The following is a 12987-nucleotide window of genomic DNA, read 5'->3' as shown; positions in this document are numbered from 1 at the left end:
TTGCATTCTATTGAGGGAGCCTAAGGAACAATGTTCGCTGCTGAGTTTGTGATGATTTGAAACCATGGTGAATGTAGAAATTTTTGGCTTCTTCGGTAAGTGCATGAACCATGATTGCACGTACACCAATATTCTCGGCAACCCGATAGCAACGAAGCACTGCATCATGAAGTAAATCAGCACCAAGCCCTTTTCCATGGAATGAGAGATCGACAGCAAGACGGGCAAGTATAATGACAGGGATGGGATCTGGCATGTTACGCCGAAGGTTGCCTGTCGCTTCTGTATGGTTGACGCTACCGGTGGCCAGAGAGTAAAAACCGGCTACTTGCTTCGTGTCTTTCTTGCACACCACAAATGTTCTGGCCGCTCCGAGAGCCTGGTTTTTGAGGCCCTTTTGCTTCAACCAGTCATCGAGCACAGCTTCACCGCTGACGAACTCAGCTACCTGATGAAAAGCGGACAAAGGTTCTGGTGCTGTTACACGTCCCACTGAGGTTTCCTTGCCAGCAGTTTTTCGATAACGGGATCATCTGCGACTGGTGCATCAAGCAGATTGATGAACTCCTCATATTGCTCATCGTTAAAGTTAAATACACGGCGGTCAAGGATCACTTTCTCGGCAGCCTGGCAGGCCGTTTCCAGAATGAAATCTGTACGTGACTTGTGAAGGATTTCCGCAGCTGCATCAATGAGCGCCCGCTGCGATTCCTTAGCTCTAAGGTTAAGTTGAACATCTGATTTCATGAGACACCCCTTGTATAGCATTTGCTTTACAAGAATAGCACAACCACCATGTATAGCAAACGGTATACATCAAGTCGTCGTTTTTCATTTTTTGAATACTGATGTTCGCTTTGTGCCAGCAGCGGAAATTGCTCATTGTAGCGGTTTACTGAGTTCAACAAGGCAAAAGAACAATGCTGCCTTTCTGCAGGCTGACTATTATTTCGCCAAACATTTCCTCATCAGAGCATTTTGTAATGTCACTCCACGGCAAATAGGAAAGCCTCGCTCCACTATATGAAAGCCGTGTCGTAGAAAGAACACTTCCGCAGCCTTACTTACATTTGAAGTAAGTTCACTAATTCCACGCTGTCTGGCTTCCTCATGAATGCAATTCATCAGTAGTGTCCCTACCCCCTGTCTTGAATAGGTTCCTGATACAAAGAAATGATCAATGTATCCATTTGGTTGAACATCTGCATATCCAGCTATTTCACCATCCAGCTCTACAACAAAAGGTTGTAATTCCTTAATGTGATTGGCCCATCGCTCCAGGTCGATATCTGCTGGGGCCCAAGCATCAATTTGTTCACGTGTGTAGTAGTGTGATGCGATCGTATGTACAGATGAGAAAAAAACTCTGAATAACGATATTTCATCCCCATTACTGAACCTTCTGATTTTCATAAAACCTCATTGTGAGAGTTACTTGTAGAACAATACTAATTTTTGTGAAATAGGGCGTCCGTTCCTCGCTCATAGCAGACATTTACGTGAGCGTATCCACCAACGTTCAGGTTTCCTGATAGCATCCCTGTACAGACCTTGTTAATTTCTGCCTGGATAGCTCTTTAGGCGGTATTCAACCGGGCTGAGTCCATTAAATCTAAGGCTAATTCGTCGGGTATTGTAGTATCGTATGTAATCCTCAATAGCTATCTTAAGTTCATCAATATCCTTAAATTTACTGGTATAAAAACTTTCTGATTTTAAAGTCCCGAAAAAACATTCTGCACAGGCATTATCAAGGCAGTTGCCTTTGCGGGACATACTTTGGATGATGCCAAACTCTCGTAACTGATACTGGTACCATTGATGACGGTATTGCCAGCCCTGATCTGAATGAAGAACCGGATTGGTATCCGCATAAAGTCTGGCAAATGCCTTCATGAGTATGTCATCGATCATCGGCATGGTTGGACGTTCTGAAATACTGCAGGAGATCACTTCGTTATTGAAGAGATCAATAATGGGCGCAGTGCACTTTTGATTTATATACCCTTCATACTTCAAGTTGCTTATGTGTTGGCTACGCTCGCTCACCCCAGTCACATAGTTATCTATGCTCCTGGGGACTCACTCCCTTGCCGCCTTTAAGCAACTCGAATTATTTTGGGTATAGTCAGGTGGGGATTTTCTCTGTCTGCCTTTTGGTGAATACCTGAGACAAACAGTCTCAAGCACCCGCAGCTATTCTAACGCCAATATCCGTACCGCCAGCGTTAATGTATTCCTGAAATAATTCTTGCCAATCAATAGAGATAACCGCGTCTATGAGTTACAGAATTATTAGCGAATCAACTAATACTATTTACGTTATAAAAAAACCTGCCCGAGAGCAGGTTTTTGTTTAATTAACTGAACGCTTATTGCAGTAACGAAATATCCGCAACCTGCAGGAACAGTTCGCGTAGTTTCGACAATAACGTCAGGCGGTTGATACGGATATCTTTCTCTTCCGCGTTAACCATGACATTTTCGAAGAATTCATCCACCGGCGCGCGCAGTGCCGCCAGCTCAATCAACGCTTCCTGATAACGACCATCGGCAAAGTACGGCTGAAGCTTATCACGCAGCACAACCAGATGTCTGGCCAACTCAATTTCCGCCGCTTCTTTCAGTACGGAGGCGTGGACGATATCGTTCAGCGGCTCAGTGGCTTTCGCCAGGATGTTGGAGACGCGCTTGTTCGCCGCCGCCAGCGCAGAGGCTTCTTCCAGGGTGCGGAAATGAGACACCGCCTTCATGCGGGCATCAAAATCTGCCGGACGGGTCGGACGACGAGCCAGTACCGCCTGGATAGTGTCGACGGTGTAACCTTCATCCTGATACCAGGCGCGGAAACGACCCAGCATAAAATCGATCACATCATCGACTACGTTGGCGTTGGTCAACTTGTCGCCATACAGACGCGCCGCTTCTTCGGTCAGCGTTTGCAGATCAAGGTTGAGGTTCTTCTCAACGATGATGCGCAGCACGCCCAGCGCGGCACGACGCAGCGCAAACGGGTCTTTGTCGCCTTTCGGATGCTGGCCGATACCGAAGATACCCGCCAGAGTATCCATCTTGTCAGCGATCGCCAACGCACAGGCTACCGGGTTAGACGGCAGGTCATCACCGGCAAAGCGCGGCTGATACTGTTCGTTCAGCGCCACCGCGACATCTTCCGCTTCACCATCGTGACGCGCGTAGTGCATCCCCATCACGCCCTGGGTGTCGGTGAACTCGAAGACCATGTTGGTCATCAGGTCGCACTTGGAGAGCAGGCCCGCACGAGTGGCGTGGTTGACGTCAGCGCCAATCTGACCGGCAATCCAGCCCGCCAGCGCCTGAATACGGTCGGTCTTGTCGCGCAGCGTGCCCAGTTGTTGCTGGAACAGCACGGTTTGCAGACGCGGCAGATGGTCTTCCAGACGTTTTTTACGGTCGGTATTGAAGAAGAATTCAGCATCTGCCAGACGCGGACGCACCACTTTCTCGTTACCGGAGATAATCTGGGTCGGATCTTTCGACTCGATGTTGGCGACGAAGATAAAGTTTGGCAGCAGCTTGCCCGCGTTGTCATAAACCGGGAAATACTTCTGGTCGCCCTTCATGGTGTACACCAGCGCTTCGGCAGGCACGGCGAGGAATTTCTCTTCGAATTTCGCCGTCAATACCACCGGCCATTCCACCAGCGAAGCTACTTCTTCCAGCAGGCTTTCGCTCAGGTCGGCATTACCGCCAATCTTACGTGCTGCTTCTTCAGCGTCCGCTTTGATTTTGGCTTTACGCGCTTCGTAGTCGGCAATGACTTTACCGCGCTCCAGCAGAATTTGCGGGTACTGGTCAGCATTGTCGATAGTGAACTCCGGCTCACCCATAAAGCGGTGGCCGCGAATGACGCGGTCAGACTGAATACCCAGAATAGTCGCCGGAATGACCTTATCGCCCAACAGCAGGGTCACGGTGTGCACCGGACGCACGAAGTGGACGTCAGACGCGCCCCAGCGCATCAGTTTCGGGATCGGTAGTTTTGCCAGCGAGGTGGCTACCATGTTCGGCACCAGCGCTTCGGTACTTTCGCCCTTCACGTGGGCGCGATACAGCAGCCATTCGCCTTTGTCGGTCTTCAGACGCTCGGCCTGATCAACGGTGATCCCGCAGCCGCGCGCCCAGCCTTCTGCCGCTTTGCTCGGTTTGCCTTCGGCGTCAAACGCCTGAGCAATCGCCGGACCACGTTTTTCGACTTCGCGATCGGGCTGAGATTCAGCAAGATTCGCCACTTTCAGCGCCAGACGGCGCGGGGCGGCAAACCATTCAACGTTACCGTGCGCGAGGCCGGCGTTATCCAGCTCCGCAGTGAAGTTCGCAGCAAAGGACTCAGCCAAACTGCGCAGTGCTTTTGGTGGCAGCTCTTCAGTGCCGATTTCCACCAGAAAAGTTTTCTCAGACATGGCCGCCTCTTACTTGTCTTTGTTGCACATCGGGAAGCCGAGGGCTTCACGGGAAGCATAATAAGCTTCTGCCACTGCTTTGGTCAGGGTGCGAATACGCAAAATGTAGCGCTGACGTTCGGTGACGGAGATAGCTTTACGCGCATCCAGCAGGTTGAAGCTATGGGCGGCTTTCAGAATACGCTCGTAGGCCGGCAGCGGCAGTGGGTTTTCCAGCGCCAGCAGCTGCTGGGCTTCTTTTTCATACTGCTCAAAGCAGGTGAATAAGAAATCCACATCGGCGTATTCAAAGTTATAGGTGGATTGCTCCACTTCGTTCTGATGGAATACGTCACCGTAGGTAGTTTTACCCAGCGGGCCATCGCTCCAGACCAGATCGTAAACGCTGTCCACGCCCTGGATATACATCGCCAGACGTTCCAGACCGTAGGTGATTTCACCGGTCACCGGCTTGCACTCCAGGCCGCCGACCTGCTGGAAGTAGGTGAACTGCGTCACTTCCATGCCATTCAGCCACACTTCCCAGCCGAGTCCCCAGGCGCCCAGCGTCGGGTTCTCCCAGTTATCTTCCACGAAACGGATATCGTGGATCGTCGGGTCCATACCCAGCTCTTTCAGAGAACCGAGATACAGCTCCTGAATGTTGTCCGGAGACGGCTTAATCACTACCTGGAACTGATAGTAGTGCTGTAAGCGGTTCGGGTTTTCGCCGTAGCGGCCATCGGTCGGACGACGAGAAGGCTGCACATAGGCAGTCGCCATCGGCTCTGGCCCCAGCGCGCGCAGGCAGGTCATTGGATGAGAAGTTCCCGCGCCGACTTCCATGTCCAATGGTTGAACAATGGTGCAGCCCTGGCGAGCCCAGTAATCCTGTAAGGTCAGGATCAAGCCCTGGAAGGTCCTGGTATCAAACTTTTGCATATTATTTCGTGCTGGATACGTGTGGATTTAAAGGAAGGAGCCAGTATACCCGCTGGATGCGAGATATACAGTATGAAACCGGTTTGTTTAGCGAAAATTGCCGGATTTCGCGGCATCACACCTCACCAGGCGCGGCTTTTACCGCATAGAAAGATGTAAAAACTGCCCATCTGCATCAAAAGAGCAGACAAAACTCTCTTTACGGAAAGTATTACCACGCATCTCATAGCTCCCCTGAAACTGTTCGAAGCCGGTAACAGCAATTTTCTGTGCGCCAGTGTTGTAACGCTGCGCCGCCTGAGCTTTACACAATGCTTCCATATCCAGCGTGCGTGTTGGGCTCACTTTACTCTGCTGGGCTTTTTGCGTCGGTGGCGGTGTCGCTGTGCATCCCACCAGAGCGATGGCTATCATCACAGTACAGAAATACTTCATTATCATTTTTATTACCGTCTGGTTTGCTGGTCAGTCTTATTATTAAGGTTTGTGGGTAGCAGACACATTGTGCGAATCTCCTTACGCCATCACAAGATGTAGCGTAGAAAGTCGGATTTTTCCAGTGAGCCACCGCGCTGGAACTCTATTGAAACGGAAGCTGAGGAACTGATGCAGCCTAAAATTAACTGGATTGATAACCTGCGAGGGATCGCCTGTTTAATGGTAGTGATGATCCATACTACAACGTGGTACATCACCAACGCCCACAGCGTCAGCCCGCTAAACTGGGATATTGCGAATGTCCTGAATTCGGCTTCGCGCGTTAGCGTTCCCCTGTTTTTTATGATTTCAGGCTATCTTTTTTTTGGCGAGCGCTGCGCGCAACCGCGGCATTTTTTACGTATCGCCCTGTGCCTTATCTTTTACAGCGTTGTCGCCCTGGCTTACATTTCACTTTTTACTTCGATCAACGTCGAGCTTTCGCTAAAAAATGTGCTGCAAAAACCCGTGTTTTACCACCTGTGGTTTTTCTTTGCGATTGCGGTGATCTACCTGGTATCGCCATTAATCCAGGTAAAAAACGTGAGCGGCAAAATGCTCCTGATGCTGATGGTGGTCATTGGCATTATTGCTAACCCAAATACTGTGCCGCAAAAAATCGGCGGCGTTGAATGGTTGCCCATCAATCTGTATATCAGCGGCGACACGTTCTACTACATTCTCTACGGTATCCTGGGCCGCGCCATTGGAATGATGGAGACGCAAAAGCCATCGCTGACGCTTATCTGCGCTGCCCTGTTCATCATCGCGGTATTTGTTATTTCTCGCGGCACATTGCATGAATTACGCTGGCGCGGAAATTTTGCCGATACCTGGTATCTGTATTGCGGTCCCATGGTGTTTATTTGCGCCGTCTCACTGTTCACGGTAGTTAAAAATAAGCTGAATGCGCGGACGTTACCTGGACTGGGGCTTATCTCCCGCCACTCGCTGGGTATTTATGGTTTCCACGCGCTGATTATCCATGCGCTACGTACTAATGGTCTGGAGTTAAAACGTTGGCCGCCGTTAGACATCGTGTGGGTTTTTGCCGCGACGGTGACAGGAAGCCTACTACTTTCCATGCTGTTACAGCGTATTGATAAACGGAAATGGGTTAGCTAAACGATAATGATGGCTCCGGCCATCATTCATCATCACTGTAGGAAGCGTAAAGATCGGTTCCATATATACTGACCCCCAGCGCCACCAGACACAGTATTTTCAGCGCGCCCGCCAGCGCCAGGTTAAATACGCCGACCGCGACCATGCCGATGCCAAGCAACAGCAAAGATTTGCAACGAGAAAGCAAGCGGTCATTCCCCGTGTGTTCCTGGCGAATTAAGACTGGAAAACCGCACATGACGATTGCCGCAAAAAAATATCCCTTTTCGCTTAATGTATGACAGCCTGGCCACAGTCCCACCAGGTATACCACTGCACCGACAACTAACATTCCCAGGCCGAATATCCGTTTCCTGCGTGCAACGTGATCGTCCATCTCACTCTCCTTGTGGTTATGTGAGACACATTAAGCGAAGAAATAGCGATGAAAAAGGCGCCTGCTCAGCAATAATATAAAAATCAGAAAACACACATACTTACTTCGATATAATTCAATAGAATTAATATTTACGGGAAATGCCTTTCAGCCAAAACCGAAAGGCATTCTGACTTAGGACATCAACGGCAACAGCTGTTGATAGAGTCGACGGAAGGTTTCACGACGTTGTTGATAAACCGCATGACGCTGCGCATCAGGATAATGCGCCTGCTCCAGCGGCAACTGCGGCAATACATCGGCGAGCGGAGTCTGTTTATTCACCGCAATTTGCGCCAGACGCGCCGCGCCCAGCGCTGGCCCCACATCGCCGCCAGTACGATAATCAAGCTGTAGCCCGCTAATATCAGATAGCATCTGACGCCAGTATTCGCTGCGCGCCCCGCCGCCGATAAGCGTCACGCTGGCGGGTTTGACGCCGCAGGCGTGAACCACATCCATACCGTCCGCCAAAGCATATCCCACGCCTTCCAGTACCGCCCGCGCCAGTTCCGCCGGGCCATGCTGATGGGTTAAACCAAAGAAAACGCCTTTTGCCTGCGGATTATTATGCGGCGTGCGCTCGCCGGACAGGTACGGCAAAAACCAGATCGAATCGGCATGCTCATCCGCCTGCTGTGCGGCGGCAATCAGCGCCGGGACGTTCTCCTGCCCGGTGAGTTTAGCCGCCCAGTCCAGACAAGAGGCGGCGCTCAACATCACAGACATTAAATGCCAGCGTTCCGGCAGCGCATGGCAAAAACTGTGTACTGCGCTCTCCGGTTTACTCAGAAAGCCGTCGCTGACGGCAAAATAGACGCCCGATGTTCCGAGTGAGAGCATCGCCTGTCCGGCATCGATCATTCCTACGCCGACCGCGCCAGCCGCATTGTCGCCGCCGCCTGCCACCACAGGTACTGCTGGCATTCCCCATGCGCTGGCGACCTCTGGCAGCAACGTTCCGGTAATGTCACTACCTTCAAATAACGCTGGCATCTGCTGTCGGGTTAAATGACAGGCGTTGAGCATAACGTCGCTCCAGTCGCGCTTTTTCACGTCCAGCCACATCGTTCCCGCCGCATCCGACATATCGCTGGCAAAGACGCCTGTCATTCGCAGCCGCAGAAAATCTTTCGGCAGCAGAACCTTGTCTATCTGGTAGAAAATATCCGGTTCGTGGCGCTGCACCCAAACTAATTTGGGCGCGGTAAAACCGGGCATCATCAGATTACCGGTTATCGCTCGCGACTGCGGCACCTGTTTTTCCAGCCAGGCGCACTCTTCGCTACAGCGTCCGTCATTCCATAAAATCGCTGGTCGCAGAACCTGCTGACGGCTATCAAGTAATGTCGCGCCATGCATTTGTCCGGCGATGCCCAACGCCCGGACGCCACTTAACGACTGTTGCCGACCTAAACCTTTAACCGCACGATCCGTCGCCTGCCACCACTGCTCTGGTTCCTGTTCCGACCATAAGGGATGCGGACGCGATACGGTCAGTTTTTCAGTATGCGTAGCCAGCACATCGCCCTGCTCATTCAACAGGATAGCTTTTACACCCGATGTACCAAGATCGATCCCGATATACATAGTGTGGGTTCCTTTACTGAAAGCGCCCGGCAGCGCTACGCTTACCGGGCTAATCACGACTACAGGCCGGGCTAACGCGGAGTCGCCCGGTAGATAGAGTTATTTATCAAACAGATAACGGTTAACCAGATTTTCTAACAGCTCCTGATGACCGCTTTGATGTACTGGCGCCAGATTATGCTGCTCCGCATACTGCGCCAGTTCGCCTAAGGAGAGTTGTCCTTTCAGAATCTGCTGCCCCAGCTCGCCATTCCAGCCGGCATAGCGCTTCGCCACGCGTTTATCCAGCTCGCCGTCTTCAACCATACGCGCGGCGATTTTCAGCGACAACGCCATCGTATCCATCGCGCCGATATGACCGTAGAACAGATCGTATTTATCGGTGCTCTGGCGACGAACTTTGGCGTCGAAGTTGAGACCGCCCGTCGTGAATCCGCCCGCTTTCAGGATTTCGTACATCACCAGCGCGTTCTCTTCAACGCTAATCGGGAACTGATCGGTATCCCAGCCCAGTTGCGCATCGCCGCGGTTGGCGTCAACGGAGCCAAAAATACCCAGCGCGATAGCGGTCGCGATTTCATGGTGGAACGAATGGCCCGCCAGCGTCGCGTGGTTCGCCTCAATGTTCACTTTGATCTCTTTTTCCAGGCCGAACTGTTTGAGGAAGCCATAAACCGTTGCAACGTCATAATCATACTGATGTTTAGTCGGTTCCTGCGGTTTCGGTTCAATCAGCAGCGTGCCCTGGAAACCCATTTTATGTTTGTGCTCGACCACCATTTGCATAAAGCGGCCAATCTGTTCGCGTTCCTGGCGCAGATCGGTATTCAGCAACGTTTCATAACCTTCGCGCCCGCCCCACAGGACGTAATTTTCGCCGCCCAGTTTATGCGTGGCGTTCATTGCCGTAACCACTTGCGTCGCTGCCCAGCTAAAGACTTCCGGATCCGGGTTAGTGGCGGCGCCTGCGCCATAGCGTGGGTTGGTAAAGCAGTTCGCCGTTCCCCACAGCAGTTTTACGCCGCTCTGCTCCTGTTTCGCCGCCAGCACATCCACCATCTGCGCGAAGTTGTTTTTATATTCTTTCAACGACGCGCCTTCCGGCGACACATCCACGTCATGGAAGCAATAAAAAGGCACATTCAGTTTGTGGAAAAATTCAAACGCCACGTCCGCTTTGCGTTTCGCCAGCTCCAGCGCTTCGCCCGGTTGCTGCCACGGACGATTAAACGCGCCTACACCAAACATATCCGCGCCGTTCCAGCAGAAGGTATGCCAGTAACAGGCCGCGAAACGCAGGTGATCTTCCATACGTTTACCTAAAACCAGCTCGTCGGGATTGTAATGACGAAATGCCAGCGGGTTAGTCGATTGAGGGCCTTCATAGCGAACACGATCGAGTTGGTCAAAATAAGCCTGCATAGTGAGCTCCATAATCAGATAAGACGGCAAGTAAACGACATAACGTCATACTGGAATTTCCTGATTTATTGCTCAATTACGTTATTTCACACCGCTATTAAGAGAATCCCCAAATGTGCTCTGGCTCTCAAAAAAACGCTGAAAACCACAGAAGAAAAAAGCGATCGCGATCGAATCCTGGCAAATAAACAAAAAACCGTAATATATAGATAAGAAATGACAATTGTCATCCGCCGTTTGCTGTGATGAATTTCGCATAACGTTTCAGGCGCAAAATAATTTGTCATCATTCGCCAGACCGTTATGTCAGCCGTTTTGATAGTATCCATGAGTCCAGGTTCACTTTTGCAGGATATATCCTCATGTTTGATAAACGTCACCGCATCACTCTGTTATTTAACGCGAATAAAGCCTATGACCGTCAGGTAGTGGAGGGGGTGGGTGAATATTTACAAGCCTCGCAATCCGAATGGGATATATTTATTGAGGAAGATTTCCGTGCCCGTATCGATAACATTAAAGAGTGGTTAGGCGACGGCGTTATTGCCGATTACGATGATGACGATATCGCGCAATTATTGGCCGATGTCGACGTACCCATTGTCGGGGTCGGCGGTTCTTACCATCTTGCTGAAAATTATCCCGCCGTTCATTACATCGCCACCGATAATCATGCGCTCGTTGAAAGCGCTTTCCTGCATTTAAAAGAAAAAGGCGTTAACCGCTTCGCGTTTTACGGTTTGCCCGACTCCAGCCGCAAACATTGGGCGGCGGAACGGGAATACGCCTTTCGCCAGCTGGTCGCCGAGGAAAAATACCGCGGCGTAGTCTATCAGGGGCTGGAAACCGCGCCGGAAAACTGGCAGCACGCGCAAAATCGCCTCGCCGACTGGCTTCAGACGCTGCCGCCGCAAACCGGCATCATTGCCGTAACGGATGCCCGCGCCCGTCACGTATTGCAGGCCTGCGAACACCTGCATATTCCGGTGCCGGAAAAACTTTGCGTTATCGGTATTGATAACGAAGAGTTAACCCGTTATCTGTCGCGCGTCGCGCTTTCCTCCGTCGCGCAGGGGGCGCGGCAAATGGGCTATCAGGCGGCGAAGCTGCTGCACCGTTTGCTGGCGCGCGAAGAGATGCCGTTACAGCGCATTCTGGTGCCGCCGGTGCGCGTCATTGCGCGCCGCTCGACAGACTATCGCTCCCTGACCGATCCGGCGGTTATTCAGGCGATGCACTTTATTCGTAACCATGCCTGTAAGGGCATTAAAGTCGAGCAGGTGCTGGACGCGGTTGGGATTTCACGTTCAAACCTGGAAAAACGTTTTAAGGAAGAAGTTGGCGAGACGATACATGCGCTGATCCACGCCGAAAAGCTGGAAAAAGCGCGTAGTTTGTTGATTTCTACCACGTTGGCGATAAACGAAATTTCGCAAATGTGCGGCTACCCGTCACTGCAATATTTCTATTCGGTGTTTAAAAAGGAGTACGTCACTACGCCGAAGGAGTATCGCGACCAGCATAGTGAAGCGTTGTTGTAGTTTATCCAGCCTACAGACGCCTTGTAAGCCGGATAGCGTAGCGCCATCCGGCACACAGAATTACATATGCGCGGCGATCAGACGCTGGTTGTCCTGGTACATCGCGAACAAGTAGTTGTTATAGCGCGACCCCTGGGTAGAGTAACCCTTCAGCTTATGAATCATCGCCGTGGCGGTGACTTCCTGATCCGCCTTACGCAGTTGGGCGCGCGACTTGCGGAAAGAGGAATAAGCCGGATGCGTGTTCAGGTTGGCGACATACGCGCTCACCGACTCCTCAACCGACGCGAATTGCGAGTAACCTTTCACCTTACCCGGCGTATTGGTACAACGCCCTTTCGTGCACTTCATGCCGAACAGGTTGTTGTTGCTACGCGCCAGTTTAGAGGTTCCCCAGCCGCTTTCCGCCGCCGCCATCGTCGCCACCATGCTGGTTGGGATAATGTCGACGCGCTCCAGCAACGTATTCCACGGAATACGACGCGTGTTGCCGGACCAGCTCACTTTATAGCGCTTCGCGATATCTTTCATACGCGCGCGTTCAGACGGCGACCAGCGGTTCTGGTACTGTTTTGAGATCAGCCAATTACGGTCCGCGGTAATCGCGGCATTTTGGCTGGTGATGTAAGGCATAACGGTCCGGAGAAACGCTTTTTTTCTGGGGGTTCCGGAAGGGTATTTTCGCAAATCAGGAAGTGAACTGCTCTTTGCACTATTGCGAGAATACTCTTGTTTACTGCTAACCTGTTTATAACTTGTCTCAGTTATGTGGGACTTTTGACTCGTTTGTGTTGCGTGCGTCTTTGCCAGCACCTCACCCGAAAATGCGATGGTGAGTAACATAAGAATCATTGCCCCATATCGTCGCATGGGAGTCAATATCATTAGGTCTCCTGGTCGGATTGATACATTCCAACACCTTTTATTTTTCACGAAGTTAAGGTTTGAACCCCAAATTCTAGCAAAAATAGGCTTAAAAAGCACCTCAGGGAATAGTCTTAATCCGAAACTATGTCAACTATTAACGATAACAGGCAGCAATAATGCCAATAAA

The 12987-nt window shown here is 51.2% G+C and carries 12 protein-coding genes and 1 pseudogene; 2 read left to right on the top strand and 11 right to left on the bottom strand.

Features of this window, described 5'->3' with window-relative positions:
• Window positions 1-7: 7 nt before the first annotated feature.
• From NA197_RS11390 to NA197_RS11360, 7 genes and pseudogenes are all read right to left on the bottom strand, one after another.
• On the bottom strand, window positions 8-493 hold the full coding sequence (locus NA197_RS11390) for a GNAT family N-acetyltransferase (protein ID WP_000533909.1): 486 nt from the start codon (window positions 491-493) through the stop codon (window positions 8-10).
• Complete coding sequence (locus tag NA197_RS11385; RefSeq protein ID WP_000965886.1) at window positions 481-768, bottom strand: DUF1778 domain-containing protein; 288 nt, start codon at window positions 766-768, stop codon at window positions 481-483. Before NA197_RS11385 ends, NA197_RS11390 begins: the two co-directional genes overlap by 13 nt.
• Window positions 769-945: 177 nt before the next feature.
• The gene (locus NA197_RS11380; protein ID WP_000702452.1) at window positions 946-1413 is read right to left on the bottom strand and encodes a GNAT family N-acetyltransferase; all 468 of its coding nucleotides are present in this window, start codon (window positions 1411-1413) and stop codon (window positions 946-948) included.
• 141 nt (window positions 1414-1554) lie between these two features.
• Window positions 1555-1983: pseudogene (locus NA197_RS11375) on the bottom strand (IS3 family transposase); the annotation flags it as partial.
• Between the two features lie 389 nt (window positions 1984-2372).
• Window positions 2373-4442, bottom strand: a complete 2070-nt coding sequence (gene glyS, locus NA197_RS11370; protein WP_001291738.1) for a glycine--tRNA ligase subunit beta — start codon at window positions 4440-4442, stop codon at window positions 2373-2375.
• Between the two features lie 9 nt (window positions 4443-4451).
• Window positions 4452-5363, bottom strand: coding sequence for a glycine--tRNA ligase subunit alpha (gene glyQ / locus NA197_RS11365; RefSeq protein WP_001168551.1), 912 nt, complete (start codon window positions 5361-5363; stop codon window positions 4452-4454).
• A gap of 138 nt (window positions 5364-5501) precedes the next feature.
• The gene (locus NA197_RS11360; RefSeq protein WP_000605592.1) at window positions 5502-5804 is read right to left on the bottom strand and encodes a YsaB family lipoprotein; all 303 of its coding nucleotides are present in this window, start codon (window positions 5802-5804) and stop codon (window positions 5502-5504) included.
• A gap of 165 nt (window positions 5805-5969) precedes the next feature.
• Here NA197_RS11360 and NA197_RS11355 point away from each other — a divergent pair, with 165 nt between their 5' ends.
• Entirely contained in the window at window positions 5970-6965 is a 996-nt protein-coding gene (locus NA197_RS11355) for an acyltransferase (protein WP_064043486.1), read from the top strand.
• A 22-nt stretch (window positions 6966-6987) separates the two neighbouring features.
• On the opposite strand, the gene NA197_RS11350 is transcribed toward NA197_RS11355, so the two are convergent.
• From NA197_RS11350 to xylA, 3 genes are all read right to left on the bottom strand, one after another.
• Complete coding sequence (locus NA197_RS11350; protein WP_000340932.1) at window positions 6988-7341, bottom strand: YiaA/YiaB family protein; 354 nt, start codon at window positions 7339-7341, stop codon at window positions 6988-6990.
• A gap of 174 nt (window positions 7342-7515) precedes the next feature.
• Entirely contained in the window at window positions 7516-8970 is a 1455-nt protein-coding gene (gene xylB / locus NA197_RS11345; protein ID WP_000275326.1) for a xylulokinase, read from the bottom strand.
• A 99-nt stretch (window positions 8971-9069) separates the two neighbouring features.
• A complete protein-coding gene (gene xylA, locus NA197_RS11340; protein ID WP_001149561.1) occupies window positions 9070-10392 on the bottom strand; it encodes a xylose isomerase in 1323 nt (440 codons plus the stop codon).
• Window positions 10393-10754: 362 nt separating this feature from the next.
• On the opposite strand from xylA, the gene xylR reads away from it, so the two are divergent.
• On the top strand, window positions 10755-11933 hold the full coding sequence (gene xylR / locus NA197_RS11335) for a D-xylose utilization transcriptional activator XylR (RefSeq protein ID WP_000459824.1): 1179 nt from the start codon (window positions 10755-10757) through the stop codon (window positions 11931-11933).
• Window positions 11934-11993: 60 nt separating this feature from the next.
• Here the strand turns inward: xylR and NA197_RS11330 are convergent, their stop codons facing one another.
• On the bottom strand, window positions 11994-12818 hold the full coding sequence (locus tag NA197_RS11330; protein WP_001575119.1) for a protein bax: 825 nt from the start codon (window positions 12816-12818) through the stop codon (window positions 11994-11996).
• Window positions 12819-12987 lie beyond the last annotated feature (169 nt).

Origin of the sequence: Salmonella sp. NW884, from assembly GCF_051700745.1 — a bacterium.
Taxonomy (GTDB): Bacteria; Pseudomonadota; Gammaproteobacteria; order Enterobacterales; family Enterobacteriaceae; genus Salmonella; species Salmonella enterica.
Note: the sequence above shows the minus strand (reverse complement) of the source record. Positions and strands in the feature narration are given on the sequence as shown.